Source organism: Bradyrhizobium sp. sBnM-33 (assembly GCF_032917945.1).
GTDB lineage: Bacteria > Pseudomonadota > Alphaproteobacteria > Rhizobiales > Xanthobacteraceae > Bradyrhizobium.
Window position 1 is genome coordinate 3562833 of the sequence record NZ_CP136624.1, and the last position, 17141, is coordinate 3579973.

Below are 17141 nucleotides of genomic sequence, written 5' to 3' on the forward strand. Positions count from 1 at the left end.
CGCGTCATTGGAGCGCGCGTCATTAGAAGAACATCGAGAGCTACCCCTGAACTTCCGAGAGCAGATCGAACGGCTTCGTCAATTAGAAAACGAGAGGTATTAGTCGGCGACCTCTTTCTTCCTGAGAGACTGGTCGGAAGCAGTCAGTTGCATCACGGCGGTGTATCCTGCCTCAGTAAGCCTGCTTAGGCTGGCGTCGCCACGATTGGCACATTCAATTATTTTGCCGGCGATGATCCGACGGGCATCGTGCTTGTCGCTGCCAGCGGAAGAAGTAAGCACGCACGCTCAAGGGCGACTTCCATTTTGGCTATCGTTCGGCGATCGAAGGTATCAGTGATCATGTGATCCTCCCTTGCGACCTGTTACTTTGGTGATCTAAGGCCGGGAGATTTCAACCACTCATTCAGGTGCGCCGCCGCATCTATCTGGCGGATTTTCCGCAACAATTCGTCGCGTTGCTCTCCGGGCCCTAACGTGCGCGCCTGCGCCTTAAGCTTGAGTGCTGCTTCAGCAAGCTGATCTTCAAATTTGTGGGGCTTTGAAATACGTCGCTTCATGACGCGGCACATCTGGTACGGGTCGCTGATCGATTTTGAAATACGCCCTGAAATGCTGTCTGTCTGATACCGTACACAGCGAAGTTAATCTGGCTATGTACGGCATAGCACCTACTATGCTCGCATTATCGGGTATCCAGTAAGGCAACCGATAGCTGAGAGTTCTTTGCGCTCCCGCCTGTCCCGAGGAGCGCACCATGAAGAACCTTCTCCTCAGCCAACTCAGCCAAGACGACTTCAAACGAGTCGAGCCCTTTCTCAAGCTCACACCTTTCAAGCAGCACTCGGTCTTGTTCGAAGCAGAACAGGAGATCAAGCACGTCTACTTTCCCGAGGGCGCAGTGGTGTCATTGGTGGTGACCCTCGAGTCAGGGGAAACGATCGAAGCCGCCATGGTTGGCGCGGATGGCGTCATCGGGGCTTCGGCAGCACTTGACGGACGCATTTCTCTCAGCCGCGGAATTGTCCAGCTGTCCGGCGACATCGTCGTCTGCAGCATCGAGGGATTGAAGTCGGCTGCATTGCCAAGTCCCAAACTGCTGTCACTGCTCATTCGTCACGAGCAAACTGTGTATGCCCAAGCGCAACAGTCGGCGGCGTGCTTTGCCACACACCATGTTCAGGCACGCCTCTGCCGTTGGCTGCTGCGGGCGAGGGACCTATCGGGCAGCGATACTTTGCTTTTCACGCAAGAGTATCTAGCAGACATGCTGGGCGTCAGGCGCACCAGTGTGACTGTCGTCGCGCATACCCTGCAATCTGCCGGTCTAATCAAATACGCGCGGGGGAGAATCCAGATCCTCGACGCAGAAGCGCTGCAAGACTGCGCGTGCGAGTGCTACGGGACGGTGAAACGCCATTACGATAGGTTATTGGGTCCTGCCAAGTCGTAACTCCCGGGTCGCGCCATCGTTAAAGCGATTGGTGAAAGACTACGCGCTTCACGAGGCGCAGGCCAATGCTGCGCATACTCGTGTGCAATCGGAACGTAGGTTAGGCCACACCTGTCCGCAAAGCTGCGGGTCCTCTTTGCGACATTCGGAAGCGCAATGAGACGCTCCATGGGTTCACGCCTAATGTTTGTCCTGTTCCGGATCTGGTTTCTTGCCATGCAATGCGTGTGTAGCGAGCGCTTCGCGCTAATTTAAAGCAAGGAACATTCGGCCGGGCGGCGCGTTTCGGGCCATGGATACCATGTACTGGATCGCTGGTTCTGCCGTCCTGGTCGTGCTTGCCACCGTCTGCATCGCAATTGTCGGTCGATCCGCTGAGTGTTCCCGCTGATCTATTGTTTATCTGGCTTTGGCTTACCCGTTACATCGAGAGGCTGCCCGCCGTGCATATGCGTCATCACCTGGGCGAGGTCACGCATATCGACAAGCGCGCCGCAGACTGGGCATTTGCCGAAAATCTCGATCTCCAGTCGGTCCGGATCATCCATGTCGGCGGCCAGTGTAGTTTGGCAACTGCTGAGAGCTTTCGACGTCAGCCTGAAATCCCTCGGGAAGGATTTGAGCGCGTAGACAACAAAGCCTGCCGGTTCACGCCGGCGGGTTTCTCTTGCGATGTACTGCCCAGGACACCTAAGCTGTCGCCCACTGGTTCAAAAGGGAGTGCGGACAGTGGCGACAGGTACCGTAAAGTGGTTCAACGCAACTAAGGGATATGGATTTATCCAGCCCGATAGCGGCGGCAAGGATGTTTTCGTGCACATTTCAGCTGTTGAGAAAGCCGGCCTGAGCAGCCTCAATGAGGGTGCCAAGGTGAGCTATGAAGAAATGAGCAACCGGGGCAAAACGTCCGCGGAAAATCTAAGACTCGGGTGAATTCAAGCCGGCTGGCTCACGCCGGCATGGCGATTTTATCCCCCGCGGACCACGATTGAACATGGGTCCACCAGCGGGGTTCTACGTGGGTTTGGATGCAGGGACCACAAACGCAAACCCCTGCCGGTGAAGTCGGCAGGGGTAAGCAAACGAGGTGGATGACAAGCGCGCGAGCCCTAAGACCCGGTGGCCCGTCAAGGACCCTTGCGGCACCATAAAACCGATCACGCCCGGCCTTTCAATGATACTGATGTATACGTGACCGCTTTTGACTCGCTTATCCAGCAGCCGCGGTCTGCAGGCTCCCGTTGAGATAATCGAGGTGAGGGCGGCGGTGATCGTGCGGCTGCTTGGATGACGCCCACGCGGTGTGGTGCCGCATTCTCGAAATGAGCCGATCTACTAGTGCCGGTTTCCGGGCTCAGTGGCCTAAGCAGAAATACGGAATGGCTAAAATTCACGGAGGAACGGAACGCGCTCGTTGCATGAACTTTTGTCGTCCACCCTACCGAGTGCAATTGACCCGGACTTATTACATCAGGCCGCCAACCACCAAGCGGGCTGGCACGGTTCGGTCCCAGGCCTCACTGCCCCCGAGGTCCAATTGCGGTTGGAAGATGGCCCCAGCCTGGGCCAGGCAAGCTCGACTGGGGCCGCCCGAACCGCGTGCCGCTACTTCCACGGACACGCGGTGGGGCCAATGCGCACCGCCCGCGATCGTTCCCGGCGAGCCGGCGCATAATTCAACGCTCCCGTAGTCATACGGGGTAGCGACGAAATGAAAACAGAAACAGAGCTGAGGTTTAGTATCCGAGCACCGAGGGCGGCGATTTCAACACGGCAGAATTATTTTAGTCGGTGGGCCGCAGAGCAATCTGCGGCCATTTTTGCTTTCAGTGCAGCGCCAGCGCAGCGGCACACGACACGATTAGCAGGGCGAATCCGGTGGCGGTGAGGGCGAGGGAGGTGCAGTCCATGCGAGGGATCTCTGGAGCGTTGCCACGGCAATGTGTTTCCCCGACAATCGTTCCGACTCGGCTCAGACAGGTGGCTTGAGTTCGCTTGAGAGCCATCCCTTGGACGCTTCCATAGGGTCAGCAACAACGTGCTCGGTGTGGACGTTCTCACAATTCGGGCACGTAAACATCCGGCTTTCGAGCCCTGCGCCCTCTGGTTCGATGCGTACGAGCGTGGTTCGAGTGCCGCACCTCTTGCAAGAGGGACGTTCTATGGATTCCGGGAACATACGCATATCCAGCCCCCAAGGGGGCTGGGAGCGACTCCGGTGAAAGCCCCCTTTCCCGCCACAACAGTTAATCTGGTTTGTTTGTCGGGTCTGCAACATACCCGACATGTCATTTCGGCATGGGCAGCAAACCGAACACCGCCGCGCTGGCGGTCAGGTCGCTCGGTTGACAAGCGCAAAATCCGAGTCAGGCTTGGCCTCTTTTTGATTGGCCATTTGCATGACGTACCGGCGCCGAGGCCCTGGTTGGGTTGTCGCCATTTTCATCACCGCGGTGATGTGGCTGGCCGTAGTTTCAGCGTTCATGACCTTGCGGTCCTGTGGCGCCGCTCCGTAATTTCCCGGAGCAGACATGGTGCCCGCTTGCTATTGCTGGTGCCAGTAGCCGGGGTGAAGCATTTCAGCACGACAAGCATAATCTGACCGGTAGGCCGCAGAGCAATCTGCGGCCATTCCGTTTGTGGGTAGCGCGCGCTTCGCGCTGATAGACGCTCCAGTCCGCGCCGGCCGCCCCAGCGCGAGCGACCGGCAACGGAAGGAGGATGCCTGCCTTGGGGCTTTGGGGGCATAGAGGCCAGGCCGCCTCGCATGCAATCCAGCACGCCTACGCCAACGCCGTCTACCCGTAAACGTTCGGGCATCGGATCTCGATTTGTTTCGGTCTGTTCTCAACGTGAGTTCTGCCGTGAGGGCGTCGCTATTTCCACTTTTTCCCAGTTCCTCTGTGATACGGTGTTTCTTTAGGGGGGATTGAGATATGCCTATTGCTCGCTTGCTGCAGAACGTGCCGATGGGCCCTGAAGAAATTGGCCGACTGACGACGGCCTATGACCGAGCGCTGCGGACTCTCGGCCTCGTTGATCGCAACGACCCCATAGCCGAGATGGTCCAAGAAGATAATCGAGATCGGGCAAACGGGGTTGCGTGATCCTGCGGATATTTCGGCTCGGGCAATCAAGGCGCTTGGAGTGCAGTAGGGCGACCGGACCAAGGTCGGTCGTGGGTAGCGAGCGCTTCGCGTCGATCTAAAGCAAAGGAACGTTCGGCGAGGTCGGCGCGTTTCGGGCCATGGATATCATGTACTGGATCGCTGGTTCTGCCGCCCTGGTCGTGCTTGCGGCGGTCTCCATCCCTATCATCCGGTCAATCCGCTGATTATTCCCGCTGATCTATCGTTTGTCCGGCTTTGGCTTACCCGTTAGATCGAGCGGCTGCTCGCCGTGCGTATGCGCCATCACCTGTCCGAGGTCGCGCATGTCGACCAGGGCGCCGCAGACAGGACAGTTTCCGAAATGCTCGATCTCCGGCCGGTCCGGATCATCCATGTCGACGCCAGCGTTGCGCGGCAACTGCTGAGCGCTTTCGATGTCCGCCTGAAATCCCTCGGGAAGATCCGGCGCGGTGGACTCATCCGATGGATTGCAGACCGGGCAGGGCGCTCCGGCAGCGCCACAGGTACAGGCGCGCGCGCCTAACCACGGCTGGTCCGGATGCGCCTCGCAAACCCAACGACAGTTGTCGCAGCGGGCACACCACTTCATTGCAGGTCCTCCCTCTGGGCACCGAAACCAGCGCGGGATGTCATTCATGATTGGTGCTTTTTCGGCTCCAATCCCAGCTCTCGACACTTCTTGATGACCTCATCAACACGGTCAGACCGGTCGAGAACTTCCGCCGCTTCCTCGACCGAGAGGCCATCATTGATTGCCGCTTCGAGGGCCTCGATTCTGTCTCGGTGCCTTCGCCAGTGGCCATCACAAATCCTCCCGCAGCCCCTTGAAGAACGGATGCCTCACCTTGCCCTCGGCTGACTTGGCACGGTACTCGATCTCGGCGAGCAGCTCCGGCTCCACCCAGATGCCCTTGTGAGCGATCCGCTTGGTGTAAGGCTGAGTTTTGCGGATCAGCGGCGTCAGGCGTTTGCGGAGATCGGCGGCAGACACCTTGTCGAAGCCGTGGTCGACTTTACCGGCATAGACCAGGTCCTTGCCCTTGCGGCGGCCGACATAGATTCCGTCCCACTTGTTGCCGTCGAGCGCGAAGCCGGCGATGGTCAGCGTCTCGCGCTGGGCGCAGGTTTTCTTAACCCAGTCCCGGTCGAGTCCGGAAAGGTAGCGGCTGTCGCGGACCTTGGAGACGACGCCTTCCAACCCGACCTTGCACGCATGCGCAGACATCTCCTTGCCGTCGACCTCAAAGCTTTCGCTGAACTGGATGGCCGTCTTTTCGATCAGCCTTTTCAGATGCATCTTCCGCTCGATCAGCGGTAGTTTTCTCAGGTCCTGGCCGTTCAGGTAGAGCAGATCGAAAGCGATCATGACGAGCCGGTTGGACTTGCCGCGCAATTCGTTCTGCAGCACGGAAAAGTCGGTGGTGCCGTCTGCCGCCGGCACCACCACCTCGCCGTCGATGATGGCGCTGCCGGCGTTGATCAGATACGCGTCGACCGCAATCTTGCTAAAGCGCCTGGTCCAGTCATTGCCGCGGCGGGTGAGGATCTTGATGGCGTCATTATGGATGTGCAGTTGGACGCGGTAGCCGTCGAACTTGATCTCATGGATCCAGCGATCGCCCGACGGTACCTTCTCGATCGATGTCGCCAGCGCGGGTTCTATGAAGCCGGGGAAGGGCGCCTTCATCCCGATCGCCGCCACTTTCTTGCGCTGAAACGCCACGACAAAACTCCACGCCACTAAAGCCGGTTCAAACTGACACAGGTGGAATCGTTCCGGCCGGGAAAAACTGGAACCCGGCCCGTCATGACTCGTTGCCACGCGTACGGGAGTATTGCAGGATGGCAACGGCAAAGAAGCAATCGAGCCGCGGGCGCAAGCAGGACCGGGCGCGGGTTGCCGGCGGACAGGATTACGAGGTGCACTCTGCGGCGAAGAAGACGAGAGGTCCGCGAAGCGCCGTGAAGAAGGCAGTCAAGAAGGTCGGCAGCAGCGGTAAGCGGGTCGAGCGCCGGCTTGGACGTTAGGAACCAGTACCGCCAGCTCGCAAAGAATTGGGCGCACGGCGAAGCATTAGGTCGCGGGCGAACTGATAAACGCGGTCTGCAATAGGCTCCAGCGCGTCCGCCGTTGCCTGTATCTGGTGCCTTTCACGCTTCCTTCCCTTCTTTGTTGAGCCAAACGGGGTGGGCTCCAGGACTACTCGCGACATGGCGGACATCGGACCTTCGATGGATTCAAAGCTCATCCGCTGGTGTGCAATGAGATTGCGAATGCCTTTGTGGGTACTGATGGTGCCCGAGATAGGATGCCAGATTGCCTTCTCTTTTTCACTGCACTCTTTCTCCACCAATAGATCGACCATCTTGAGCTTGAGAGCGAAGTTGTTCACATCCGCGAAGACCGCCACAGCTTGGGTGTACAGATCAGCTCCGATCAAAACGCCGAACAAAAAGATCAGGTCGGATTCGATATTGGAGAAAATTGATAAGCGCCCGACCGGCGCTACGGTAAATTTGCTCCTGCTGTAGCAGGGTTGGATGTAGTCGACGGAAAGCCTCCCCGAGAGCAGATAGGTCATTCTCATTGGCCATTTTTACCTCAGAATTCATAGCAGCGATAATCAACCAAGCCGTCGCAAAGGTTGCGCCGAAGCACCACTGCCAATGCTTCATCCAAAAGTTCTTGGCCACGTGTGCAGCTTTAGCTGTCCAGTGGAGTTTGTAAGTGCCGGGAGAAATAAAGACGAACAGGCTATTGGGATAGTTCGGCGGGGGCGGCACATAGGTCCCTTCCCACCAGCGTTTGAGGAGTTCTTTCATCGCGAATCACCGAATAGTTGAACACAGGGAATGGATACCACCTGGCCTTTCAAGGTACCCGGTCTGTTCCGGTTATCCGGTTTTTTCACAGCCCTTGTTTATCCCGTCCGCCCGCGGCGAACCTTAGACCCCACGCCGCCCCATGGGGCGTTCAAGAGATGAAGTGGGTTTAAGTCGTGTCGCATCTTCCCCGGGGTGCGACACCTCAGCCAAAAGGGATCTCAGCGCCGACAGTCGGGGCCGGCCCCCTTCGCGCGTTCAAGCAAACAATTCTGCGCCGGCCGGCGTGAAGGTGATGAAGGTGCCGGATTCGTGTATCACCAGCCAGCCGCGCTCGATCGCGAGATTCAGCCCGGCGCCATACTCCGCCGGCGTGCCCTTGTCCTTAAACAAGAACGGCTCGTTGACCTTCTCAATATGGATGCGGCTCTGAACCGGCTCGACCGCGTTTGCGATCTCGAGTATCCGGCGCGCAGCTTTTTCCGGGTCGGCATAGGGGCGGGCGGTAGCGTATTTCATGCAGCAGCCTTGTCTTCCTTATCCTCGCCTCGGGCGACGATCCTGATCGCATCATCTTGCAACGGCCGCCGCAGCGCCTTGGCCTCATCCCACGGCGCCCGCATCCACACGTCGCGTTCTTCGTCCGTGAGCAAGATCACCGGCATGGCCTTCGGATGGATCGGTTCGACGGTGGCGTTCGGCGACGTGGTGAGAAAGCCGTAGACGTTATGCGGACCGGCGATCGGTTTCGATTTTGTGCCGCGGTCGCCTTTGAACTCGCTCCAGATTCCGGCAAAGCAGGTGAGGGGGCGATCGTCATTGATGGCGAACCAGACGACGTCCTTTTTCTTGGTTTCGGGGTTTGGCTCGGGCGCATACTCAGCGAAGCTGTTGAACGGCACCAGGCAGCGGGTTTTCCGGCTTCAGCCAGCCACGCCAGTGCGGCGAGGACGTGTTGCGGATGTTGGTCACTGGCGGCCCGCCGGTCCGCAGCGGTGGCGGCATGCCCCAGCGCATCAGGACGAGCTCGCGCTCGGCGCCGGCGTTGCGCACGACTGGGGCGGGATAATCTGGAAATACGCCGGGCAACGCGGCAGGTTGCTGAGGTAGCGGTTCATCACGCGAAAGAGCGCGCGAATGGCTTCCTGGTTGGTCGTGATCGAATAGATGGGGTGATTGCGGTTGCTGCTCGAAAGGCTCAGCCTGGAAGGGAAGCCGGCGAGCCGGCGGCAGCAGGAGCGGGAACATGAAGCACTATGTCGGTCTGGATGTTTCGCTAAAGGAGACGGCTATCTGTGTTGTGGACGAGAATGGCGTCGTCATTCGCGAGGGCAAAACATTTTCGGAACCGGAGGCTATTGTTGCCTGGCTCAACGAAAGCGGATTGCCCCTTGCCAAGGTCGGGATTGAGATTGGTGGTCTCGCTCGTTGGCTGTACGGCGAACTGCGTGCTGCCGGCTTACACGCAGTCTGCATCGATCCCCGAAGACTGCGCGGCGTGACTAGGACGATGCCGATTAAGACCGATCGAAACGACGCTCGCGCTATTGCGCAGGTAATGCGGGTCGGCTGGTACACCGTTGTTCATATCAAGGGTGACGTGAGCCAGGAGCTACGAATGCTTCTCAATAATCGCAAGACGCTTTTGATTAAGCAGATCGATATCGAGAATGAAATTCGGGGCGTCTTACGCGTCTTCGGCTTAAAGCTGTCTGGTCGTATATCTCAAGTAACGTTTGAGCAGCAAACGAATGAACTCACAGATGGCCATCCACGACTCGCGGCGATGCTGCGCCCAATGCTTGTGGCTCGAGCCGCGCTGCGTGAACAGTACGGCGTCCTACACAAGATGGTACTTGAAATAGTACGCCGCGAACCGACATGCCAGCGGCTCATGACGATACCAGGCGTAGGCGCACTGACGGCAATCACTTTTCTAACAACTATTGATGACCCGGATCGCTTTCAACGCTCCCGCGATGTTGGCGCGCATCTTGGCCTTACGCCACGCAAATACGCATCTGGCGAAACCGATCGGAATGGCGCTATTTCGAGGTGCGGCGATGTGATGCTCAGGACCATACTTTATCAGGCAGCGCTTGCACTTCTAACCCGCACCCAGCGTTGGTCTGCATTGAAAGCCTGGGGTGTAAGGGTGGCCAAGCGACGCGGTCTTCGCCGAGCAGTCGTGGCGGTCGCGCGAAAATTAGCGATCGTGATGCATCGGATCTGGGCAGATGGAAGCGAGTTCCGATGGACCCGCGAGGAGGCGACCGCATGATCGATTAGCAATTCAGCGGATCCGCCGAAAAGGCGGAACGACGTCCTGCGAGGACGAGGTCGGGGTGACTGCGCTGCAACCTCTGTGCCTGCAGCACGCGCCTAATAGATAGCAGCTCCCGATCTTCGGACTACCATCGTGAGGCGGCTATGAACGTCGACCTCGTAGACAAGAGCGAGCCTCGCAGGCTGTCGGTAACGAGCTGAACCCTTGTGCCAGCAACCGCAATCAGACAAGAGGTTACACATTGGCAGGTTCGGTCATGTGAGCGCCCCTGACGTGCCCTTCCATACCGGGGATGTCAATCGCTACGCCGCAGAAGCATCGCGAGCGGCCATCCTGCGTTTGCGTCGGCAGCTTGCGGCCGTCCTTCCACATTCTCTGTTCCATGCGGTCCAGGCGCGCGCGTAGCGGTACTCGGCAAAGTCGTCGTCGGTGAAGGCGGTCCGCAAATTCCGCCACGCAGCTTCGAACTTTTGTCGCGCGTCGTGTAAATCGATAGCAGTGCCCCAGCGTCGACACCGCGATGCGCTGGCGGAACGAAACCGCAGTACCACTCCAATTGGTCTACGGTGGTGGGAACACCCGCGCGTGGGCCGATATCGCCGATACATACATCGCCGAAATAGATCTTCCATGGGTCGGGACGACGAGGATCACGGCGGCGGATCATTTCGATCATGGCATCGTGTCCAGCTCAGCCAGTAACGATCCATTAACCCCTAGGGCAGTTAGCCGTCACGAAGATCGTCATAGCGACGGCTTTTTGCCACCCACCCGCCACCAGCTTGCCTGACTAATCAGGCGTGTCGGGAATCCCAACTCTTTTCACTGGCTGGAGTACTGAAGTGCGGAGAGAGATGACGAAGGCCTACGAAGTCGAATGCGTCGCGTTTACGCGAGACATCCGTGCGCTCTTGGCTAAAAGACAGATTTCGTCCCCGATGGCCCAAGTCGTCTTGATCAACACGCTAGTCGCGATGATTAAGCATTTGAAAAAAAAAGACACGATGGAAGAGGCTGCGGAGGATTTGGTTCGCACGCTGCAACGGGCGATCTCGAAATCTCACTAAGCCTCAACCGCTCGATGTAATCGCGGTGTAGGATATCCTTCGTCCTGTTAGCGTCTCACCGATCTTTGCGGGTGCTTCGGAAGGCGCTCGGCCCTTCCACCAGCTTCCGTTTTCGGACTTCTCGCTCTTCTGCTGAGGCTCCGGACTCAATGCGTTTGTCGATCGTCTTGGTTGCCAGTTCGGCGGCACGAGCGGCGCCCTGTTTGCTTGTTGAAAGAACGCGGGGTTTCTTGATCCCCGAAGACTTAGACAATCCAATTTCCACCAGGCGGCGGATGGCTTCGGAGCGAGTTGTCTCATGTTGTTCAGCCCAGCTGTCTACTTCAGCGGTGAGCTCAACAGGCAATCGCACTGCGGAAACGGGATCACGCCCGGTTGCGGGACGGCCACGCCTTTTTTGGTTTACCTTAATTGACTTTTTCATAAATTAGGTTTACCAAAATAGGAAGCCGAGGGGAAGCAGCAACTTCCGCCCCGACTCTAACCCGAACCATGAAGGGCTTATTCCACATGATCCAGGCTGACAGCGTGTATACCACGCCACCCCTAAACACGTCTTCAATCAACGCCGCGGCCGGCTTGGTTGGCTGGACGTCCGGGCAGATGCTTCGCCCGAGGAAGTATTCATTGCTGTAGGGCGACTCCGCAAGGAAGCCAGAGACGAGATAGACCGGCTAATCCAATTCCTCGACAAGACGGACAACTACGTGTCCCGCGAATTGGAGGATGACGGCGACCGGGAGGCGGTCGGCGATGACGAACCGTCGCTTGGCTCTTTCGATCGGATGATGAACCAGGAAAAGTCGTATCGGCAAACGTTCGGCGAGGCCGACGCCGGCAATGGGCGGTGTCCTATGAGCGAGAAAACCGAAGAGGATTGCGCCGCCATCAACGACCAGGGCAATCTGCTATGCGTCATGCTGGCTCAACCGGACGCGGACAGCGCCCTAAACGAAATGCACCGGATAGCCACGCTGATTGGGGATCACGCGCGAGCTATCAGGTGCCGGAATATCGCGGGGGTCGAATGCGCCTGATCCGTCTCCTGATCGCCCGCTACAAGCTCGGGTTTGAGCGATGGCGTCTGAGCCGACACAACAACCCCTCGTTAACTTTGGGCCCGTAAGCTCAAAGCAATCGCGGAGGTCATCACTCGCGAGAGTAAGCGTAGAGCCGTCGCTGTCTCAACCCAGCGGCGGCTTTTGCGTGCAACGGTTACCTCCGCGGGCCCTTTCTTTTGCCGGGTTTCTGTCACCATCATTCCGTGTTTCGAATCGATGGGGAGAATTGACGTGGCGACAGGGACAGTGAAGTGGTTCAACGCGACAAAGGGCTATGGATTTATTCAGCCCGACAATGGCGGCAAGGACGTATTCGTCCATATCTCGGCCGTCGAGAGAGCAGGTTTGAGCAGTCTGAATGAGGGCGCAAAAGTGAGCTACGAAGTCTTAGCAAACCGCGGAAAGGAATCCGCCGAAAACCTCAGGGTAGGTTGATCGGCGCAGTCATCCGGCGTTCACGCTGCCGGGCCTATCCTTTGTCAGCGGCCGGACAGACGAGGAGCCGGACGTGGGCCTAGTCTCTGCTCACCCCGGCTGCATCCCTCCTTACGCCCCCGGCTGGGGCAATCTCCAGTGACTGGCGGCCCCGGTGCGTTGCGTATTGCCGGGGCCGCTAACCTGTCGGTTCAACGCACAACGCACGACATGGATTGCCGACTCCATCGGTGATATGGGCCGCAAGGGGGAGATGGCTGGGATGTCGCCGGGCACACGTTCCGAACCGGCAAACCTTGCTGCCATCCATCGCGGACACAAGCCCCTTCAGACGTGCTGCTGCACCCGACTCCACATCCGCCCGCGGCCAAAGCTGGTTCGGCAAGAGCAAAGTTACAAAGAAGGCCCCAAAGCAAGCAAAGCGGATCATCATGGCGGCTCCTCGTTGTCTTGAGTACACGGATCAAATTGGCGCCGTGAATACCGTTCCCTCGCTCTGGCGGCCCGCTTGCAAAACGGCCCCAGCTAGATTTCCAGCGCAAGCCGGAGCCGCCACTTTCTCCCGGTTCGTCTCCACAGATCCCCCGGGAGCGACGGAATCGACTCTCGGCACGGCTGCAGGTTCCTAAGGAGAGGCCCCGCACAGGGCTGGCGGGCTCAATGATCTTCCGCGTTCTGTTCACTATTGGGCAGACGTTGCCATCTTTTCCCGCTTCTATCGGTACGCCAGGTGGGTACCCACTACTCCGTCTGGCAATTTGAAATGGGAATACTTTAGATGGCCTCGGCGCACCGCCGCGCGCTGGGGCCATTTTTATTCTGGACCGATCACCTCGTATTCAAAAGCCACGCCCTCGGGTCGTTTTCCTCAAACCATTTTTCGCGGCGTCCTCTCTGGCAAAGACCTTGAGGTGATCGGGGTCGCCCGCGTCATGAATATGCTCGAACACTTGACGAAGGCCGCGCATATCACTGCCCGCAGCCGGGCATTTCCTGTGATGATCAACTTTCGGTCTTGGCGATGCCGTCAGCGGCCTTACCCGGTTTCGTCATCCACGGCGCCTATGACCTCGTACTCAAACACGACGCCTTCAGGATGGTTCACCAGAAACCACTCATCGGCAAGGTCCGAGTTCGCAAACACCTTGAGATGGTCACGGTCGCCGACCAGCTTGCTGGTATCTACGTAAATCCACACCGTTTTCATTGGTCTCTCTTCAGCTTCCGGCGCCCCCAATGATGCTTTTTCCCTGGCTCGGTAAACTCGCGGACATGGCCGCGGTTCAACGCCCGCATGACGCCGATCCTGGCCAGCAGGATGAAAAGCGACCGTGAAATCGAGATCCTTTTCAGGCGGCTTCGCCTGTACGACCAGCTCGGGCGCCATGCCGAGGGGCTCATTCGAACAATCCAGAGAGCATTGAAGGACAGCTGTGGGCATAGATCACGTCCGTTCCGAAATGGAGCGCATGCGCGTTCAGGTCGGAAGTCAGCGTAAGGAGATCCTCCAGCTTCAGCGCGCCGGCATATCGACTGCAGCGGCTGAGCTATTGCTGCAGCGGATGCTGGCAAAGATCAGGGGCCTTTGTGATGAGCGGGACCGGCTCAAGAAGGAGGAGGGCGGTGCAACGAAGGGGCGCGTGCTGGGGGCCGGAGTTGGTGATGCGCGATCAACTGAAATGGTACGACGACAAGGCCGACAATTCGGCGTGGCTCGAACTTGCTGAGTTGCGTCAGCGCGCGGCGCGCGAGGGGTACTGCTATCAACACGTCCAGGCGATCATCGTTGCGATCGACCAATACGCAGAGAAAGCGCTGGGTAACGCGATTACTTTCTCAACAAGCCCTATGGCGTCGGGTAGGTGCATCCTTTGGGCGAGCAATGATGAGGGTCTTGTTGCGCTGGAAGCCTCGCCGGTTCACGCCGCCGGCAGGCCTGGCCTTTATCAGCGGCCGTACAGACCGCGCCCTGATGGCGGGATATTCTGTGCGGCCCCTGACTGTATGGTCCCCTCCAAGCTCCCCGCCAGGGGTAATCTCCGACTGATTGGCGGCCCCCGTGCGTTGCGTATTGCCGGGGTCGCTACGGCGATCCCAGCACCTGCCAGACGATACTGGGCTGTTTCCGACCTCAGCGGCCTAATTTGAGGAGTGGCTTGTTTTACTTTTCAGTCTGCGCTCCGATGGACGGAACGAGCGACTCCGATCTGGATTGGGAAGGCAAAAGGAGATCGCTATGGCTCGTTTTTATTTTCATCTGCGTGATCAGGCCGAGCTATTAAAGGATGTCGAAGGGGTCGAACTGAAAGACCTTTCTGAAGCGAGGCGGCTGGCCCTATGCTCCGCCCGTGAACTTTTGGCGAATTCCATCAAGAGCGGCTCAAGCCCAGTAGCTGAGGCATTCGTGATCGCTGACGAAAATGGTCAATCAATAGAGACGGTGCGCCTCGCCGACGTTTTGCCAGAGTCACTTAGAAAGTAAGGCAGAGAAGGCGCTAGGCAACCGCGACTACTTTCTCAACAAGCCTTACGGCGTCGGCAAAGCGAGATGCGGTGCTCGTCCGTGTCAACGAGCGGCATCCGTTCCCTTTGGGCGAGCAGCCTCTTTAGCTCGCTCGGCTTGCCACGCATCATAGGCCGGGGTGCCACGTCTCGGGGGCGCGTCGGCAGGCAGCCCGCCCATCCACGCTGGCATGTCCGCAACGGGGTTGCTGCCGGTGCTCGCGCAACCTGCAAGCAAGCTTGAAGCGAGAATGAACACGGAGAGGCTGAACTTCATCTGACCAGCCGCCGGGATTCGAGGTGCCCAATTCTGCCAAGAATCAGCCTCGGCTTGAAGAGGCCATTCCGGCCGGGCGATGGCGAACAAACACCGAAACCGCGTGCCGCTTCCGTGCTGTTCGGAACAGTTGGGAGCCAGTCGTAACGGCTTGATTTTGCTTGCACCGGTTCGCGGCACTCAGCAGCACGGATTTTCAGAAAAGAACAAACGGGAATTGCGGAAAGCCCTTGTTCTGCAAGGACTTTAAGTGGCGATCCCAGCAGAACTAGCACAGCGCTTAATCTCATACACTAGGTCGGCAAACCGCTCTATGCGCCGATATTGCCAAAATTCAGCTTTTTGCAGCTTTGGCAAATTGTCGGCCGCCGTGGCTTCGAGGCCCCGCTCAAACCGGGAGAGAGCGGCCGGCGAACGCCGATTGACCGCGGAATTATGGACGGGTTGGCTTGACGACTATCCCGTCCGCGCGCTTCGATTCCCGAGCACGGGCTGAGGGATAGCGAGGACCACGAACCCCGGTGTTGTTGCGGTGTTTGCGCAATGGGGGAGCGGCTGGCCACCGAAATAGGGCAGTCCTCGGTGAACGGTGCTGAAATGTGCTCCCTCTATGCCGCTCTCCTTCTCAGGCTCAACGCCTCGGGGGGAGGACGCGGAAGGCGGAATATTGCCTAATCAACACTCGATCTCGGGAGATTGCTTTGAAATCTAAGGAGAAACAAACATTCAAGGCGATAAACCCTGCCGGGCAACCAGGAGAGCTAGAGCGCATTGGTGGATCTCAATCGGACACACTTGGAATAACTTTATCATTAGTCAGGCTGTTCAGTCCCTTTGGACAGAGAATTCAGACGCGGCAGAGCGAAACCGTCAATATGAAGGAACGATCTCCGCGCTAATCGCCATTTCTCCGCGAGACGAAATCGAGGGCATGATCGCGACCCAACTGGTTGCCGCACATAAATGCAGCTATGGAATGCTACCGACGAGCGATGATCGGTAAGCAAACGTTGGAAGGCAGGCGAGAGAACCTCAACCAAGCCAACAAGCTTTCCCGGACCTACTCGACCCTTTTTAGAGGCGCTCAATCGACATCGTGGCAAGGGATATCAGAAGGTTAGTTCATCAATCAATCAGCGCCCCAATGCATCGCGCCTGCTTTTGTTCGTGCGAACAGGTGCAGACAAGGCACTCTCAACCTTCTTCCGGCTGCTGCCAACTTTTCTGACCGCCTTCTTCACACCGGATGCTGACTTCCGAGTTTTCCTCATCGTAGAGCACCTCGTAGTCCCGGCCACTGGCCACGCGAGCGCGATCCTGGGCCGCCGACTGCAAATGGTCAGCGCGGGCTATTACCCCAGACCGCACTCGGTGCGGCGATGGCCGATCTAGAGATGACTCAACCCAAATCACTCGCTAGACTTGCGCGACGAGCTTCCCGCCTAGAAACCCAAGGACCGCAATGGCAAAAAGATTTTGATGCAAACGGTCTGACATTGTGTGGAGTAGCGTAAATGAGTTTCGTCAGCGCGAACGACCATGCCAATCCCGTTAGTCCACAAGATCCGCTGTACTACGCACCGCGCTCGGCGCGCAGTATAGCGGACCCACGATTAAATTCGATGCAGCAGACGAGAGCAGACCCAGACAGTCTGCCTCCTGCTTCCTCCTTGTCTCGTTTTGATGAGATGCGCGAGGAAGCTTTCGCCAAGTACACCCGTCCGCTGGAGTCCCAACTCGTTCACGAACGCCGTCGATCACGCGCACTGCTCGCCACTGCTGGCGGAATTATCGCAGCGATTGGTGTCACTGTTGTTGTGGCGCTTCTTTTTCTGAACGGATTTCCGAAGCCAAAAAGTGATCCCTCGGAACTTTCCGTTTCCATTTCCACTCCTGCATCGGCTACGCCGGCTCAAGTGACGTCCGAAGACTCTCAAGCGCTGCTTCAGAGATTCAAGCAATTCAAACGGTGCAAGGAAGCGAAAACCCGAAACACGCTGCTTCCGAACTCACCGCCGCTGGAACGGTGAAAGAACGCCCCGATACATCCCAAGCTCTGCTTGAAAAATTCATTCAGTGGCAGCAAAGGAATTAGTGCCACGAAT

18 protein-coding genes and 2 pseudogenes are annotated in these 17141 nt (G+C 57.9%); 10 read left to right on the plus strand and 10 right to left on the minus strand.

Annotated features, from left to right (window positions below; translation table 11 throughout):
- Positions 1 to 365: 365 nt before the first annotated feature.
- On the minus strand, positions 366 to 560 hold the full coding sequence (locus RX328_RS16325; protein WP_213256047.1) for a hypothetical protein: 195 nt from the start codon (positions 558 to 560) through the stop codon (positions 366 to 368).
- 197 nt (positions 561 to 757) lie between these two features.
- On the opposite strand from RX328_RS16325, the gene RX328_RS16330 reads away from it, so the two are divergent.
- Complete coding sequence (locus RX328_RS16330; RefSeq protein WP_213256045.1) at positions 758 to 1453, plus strand: Crp/Fnr family transcriptional regulator; 696 nt, start codon at positions 758 to 760, stop codon at positions 1451 to 1453.
- 392 nt (positions 1454 to 1845) lie between these two features.
- Here the strand turns inward: RX328_RS16330 and RX328_RS16335 are convergent, their stop codons facing one another.
- Positions 1846 to 2001 (minus strand): hypothetical protein, encoded by a 156-nt coding sequence (locus tag RX328_RS16335; RefSeq protein ID WP_213256043.1) that lies wholly within the window; start codon positions 1999 to 2001, stop codon positions 1846 to 1848.
- 181 nt (positions 2002 to 2182) lie between these two features.
- Here RX328_RS16335 and RX328_RS16340 point away from each other — a divergent pair, with 181 nt between their 5' ends.
- Complete coding sequence (locus RX328_RS16340) at positions 2183 to 2386, plus strand: cold-shock protein (RefSeq protein ID WP_213256041.1); 204 nt, start codon at positions 2183 to 2185, stop codon at positions 2384 to 2386.
- Between the two features lie 2415 nt (positions 2387 to 4801).
- On the opposite strand, the gene RX328_RS16345 is transcribed toward RX328_RS16340, so the two are convergent.
- Positions 4802 to 5173, minus strand: coding sequence for a hypothetical protein (locus tag RX328_RS16345; RefSeq protein WP_213257488.1), 372 nt, complete (start codon positions 5171 to 5173; stop codon positions 4802 to 4804).
- Positions 5174 to 5386: 213 nt separating this feature from the next.
- A complete protein-coding gene (ligD, locus tag RX328_RS16350) occupies positions 5387 to 6307 on the minus strand; it encodes a non-homologous end-joining DNA ligase (RefSeq protein WP_213257480.1) in 921 nt (306 codons plus the stop codon).
- Between the two features lie 119 nt (positions 6308 to 6426).
- Between ligD and RX328_RS16355 the strand changes: the two genes are divergently transcribed.
- Positions 6427 to 6612: a DUF3606 domain-containing protein gene (locus RX328_RS16355; RefSeq protein ID WP_213257482.1), complete on the plus strand. Its 186-nt coding sequence runs from the start codon at positions 6427 to 6429 to the stop codon at positions 6610 to 6612.
- Here the strand turns inward: RX328_RS16355 and RX328_RS16360 are convergent.
- From RX328_RS16360 to RX328_RS16370, 3 genes and pseudogenes are all read right to left on the minus strand, one after another.
- A complete protein-coding gene (locus RX328_RS16360) occupies positions 6609 to 7166 on the minus strand; it encodes a hypothetical protein (RefSeq protein ID WP_213257484.1) in 558 nt (185 codons plus the stop codon). The two genes, RX328_RS16355 and RX328_RS16360, sit on opposite strands and share 4 nt — an antisense overlap.
- A gap of 499 nt (positions 7167 to 7665) precedes the next feature.
- A complete protein-coding gene (locus RX328_RS16365; protein WP_213257486.1) occupies positions 7666 to 7926 on the minus strand; it encodes a hypothetical protein in 261 nt (86 codons plus the stop codon).
- Positions 7923 to 8525: pseudogene (locus tag RX328_RS16370) on the minus strand (SOS response-associated peptidase family protein). The gene RX328_RS16365 and the pseudogene RX328_RS16370 overlap by 4 nt, the downstream one beginning before the upstream one ends.
- A 128-nt stretch (positions 8526 to 8653) precedes the next feature.
- On the opposite strand from RX328_RS16370, the gene RX328_RS16375 reads away from it, so the two are divergent.
- Positions 8654 to 9688 carry an IS110 family transposase gene (locus RX328_RS16375; RefSeq protein WP_317258523.1) on the plus strand — a complete coding sequence of 345 codons (1035 nt, stop codon included), beginning with the start codon at positions 8654 to 8656 and terminating at the stop codon, positions 9686 to 9688.
- Positions 9689 to 10548: 860 nt separating this feature from the next.
- Positions 10549 to 10761 (plus strand): hypothetical protein, encoded by a 213-nt coding sequence (locus RX328_RS16380; protein ID WP_213256699.1) that lies wholly within the window; start codon positions 10549 to 10551, stop codon positions 10759 to 10761.
- 55 nt (positions 10762 to 10816) lie between these two features.
- On the opposite strand, the gene RX328_RS16385 is transcribed toward RX328_RS16380, so the two are convergent.
- A complete protein-coding gene (locus RX328_RS16385) occupies positions 10817 to 11185 on the minus strand; it encodes a hypothetical protein (RefSeq protein ID WP_213256701.1) in 369 nt (122 codons plus the stop codon).
- A 295-nt stretch (positions 11186 to 11480) separates the two neighbouring features.
- Here RX328_RS16385 and RX328_RS16390 point away from each other — a divergent pair, with 295 nt between their 5' ends.
- Both RX328_RS16390 and RX328_RS16395 read left to right on the plus strand, forming a co-directional pair.
- On the plus strand, positions 11481 to 11798 hold the full coding sequence (locus tag RX328_RS16390) for a hypothetical protein (protein ID WP_213256703.1): 318 nt from the start codon (positions 11481 to 11483) through the stop codon (positions 11796 to 11798).
- A 255-nt stretch (positions 11799 to 12053) separates the two neighbouring features.
- Complete coding sequence (locus tag RX328_RS16395; protein ID WP_057849549.1) at positions 12054 to 12257, plus strand: cold-shock protein; 204 nt, start codon at positions 12054 to 12056, stop codon at positions 12255 to 12257.
- A 1036-nt stretch (positions 12258 to 13293) separates the two neighbouring features.
- Here the strand turns inward: RX328_RS16395 and RX328_RS16400 are convergent.
- A complete protein-coding gene (locus RX328_RS16400; RefSeq protein ID WP_213256718.1) occupies positions 13294 to 13644 on the minus strand; it encodes a hypothetical protein in 351 nt (116 codons plus the stop codon).
- 275 nt (positions 13645 to 13919) lie between these two features.
- Here RX328_RS16400 and RX328_RS16405 point away from each other — a divergent pair, with 275 nt between their 5' ends.
- Both RX328_RS16405 and RX328_RS16410 read left to right on the plus strand, forming a co-directional pair.
- A complete protein-coding gene (locus tag RX328_RS16405) occupies positions 13920 to 14405 on the plus strand; it encodes a hypothetical protein (RefSeq protein WP_249727246.1) in 486 nt (161 codons plus the stop codon).
- A gap of 88 nt (positions 14406 to 14493) precedes the next feature.
- On the plus strand, positions 14494 to 14739 hold the full coding sequence (locus RX328_RS16410) for a DUF6894 family protein (RefSeq protein WP_213256705.1): 246 nt from the start codon (positions 14494 to 14496) through the stop codon (positions 14737 to 14739).
- 1430 nt (positions 14740 to 16169) lie between these two features.
- Here the strand turns inward: RX328_RS16410 and RX328_RS16415 are convergent.
- A pseudogene (locus RX328_RS16415) lies at positions 16170 to 16389 on the minus strand (DUF3606 domain-containing protein).
- Between the two features lie 161 nt (positions 16390 to 16550).
- On the opposite strand from RX328_RS16415, the gene RX328_RS16420 reads away from it, so the two are divergent.
- Complete coding sequence (locus RX328_RS16420; RefSeq protein WP_213256707.1) at positions 16551 to 17066, plus strand: hypothetical protein; 516 nt, start codon at positions 16551 to 16553, stop codon at positions 17064 to 17066.
- The last annotated feature ends 75 nt before the right edge of the window (positions 17067 to 17141 follow it).

Bases quoted from the DNA above. Each gene is read 5' to 3' on its own strand.
- RX328_RS16325 (WP_213256047.1), bottom strand. From the start codon at position 560: ATGAAGCGACGTATTTCAAAGCCCCACAAATTTGAAGATCAGCTTGCT.
- RX328_RS16330 (WP_213256045.1), top strand. From the start codon at position 758: ATGAAGAACCTTCTCCTCAGCCAACTCAGCCAAGACGACTTCAAACGA.
- RX328_RS16335 (WP_213256043.1), bottom strand. From the start codon at position 2,001: ATGGATGATCCGGACCGACTGGAGATCGAGATTTTCGGCAAATGCCCA.
- RX328_RS16345 (WP_213257488.1), bottom strand. From the start codon at position 5,173: ATGAAGTGGTGTGCCCGCTGCGACAACTGTCGTTGGGTTTGCGAGGCG.
- RX328_RS16355 (WP_213257482.1), top strand. From the start codon at position 6,427: ATGGCAACGGCAAAGAAGCAATCGAGCCGCGGGCGCAAGCAGGACCGG.
- RX328_RS16360 (WP_213257484.1), bottom strand. From the start codon at position 7,166: ATGACCTATCTGCTCTCGGGGAGGCTTTCCGTCGACTACATCCAACCC.
- RX328_RS16365 (WP_213257486.1), bottom strand. From the start codon at position 7,926: ATGAAATACGCTACCGCCCGCCCCTATGCCGACCCGGAAAAAGCTGCG.
- RX328_RS16375 (WP_317258523.1), top strand. From the start codon at position 8,654: ATGAAGCACTATGTCGGTCTGGATGTTTCGCTAAAGGAGACGGCTATC.
- RX328_RS16380 (WP_213256699.1), top strand. From the start codon at position 10,549: ATGACGAAGGCCTACGAAGTCGAATGCGTCGCGTTTACGCGAGACATC.
- RX328_RS16385 (WP_213256701.1), bottom strand. From the start codon at position 11,185: ATGAAAAAGTCAATTAAGGTAAACCAAAAAAGGCGTGGCCGTCCCGCA.
- RX328_RS16400 (WP_213256718.1), bottom strand. From the start codon at position 13,644: ATGGCGCCCGAGCTGGTCGTACAGGCGAAGCCGCCTGAAAAGGATCTC.
- RX328_RS16405 (WP_249727246.1), top strand. From the start codon at position 13,920: ATGCGCGATCAACTGAAATGGTACGACGACAAGGCCGACAATTCGGCG.
- RX328_RS16410 (WP_213256705.1), top strand. From the start codon at position 14,494: ATGGCTCGTTTTTATTTTCATCTGCGTGATCAGGCCGAGCTATTAAAG.
- RX328_RS16420 (WP_213256707.1), top strand. From the start codon at position 16,551: ATGAGTTTCGTCAGCGCGAACGACCATGCCAATCCCGTTAGTCCACAA.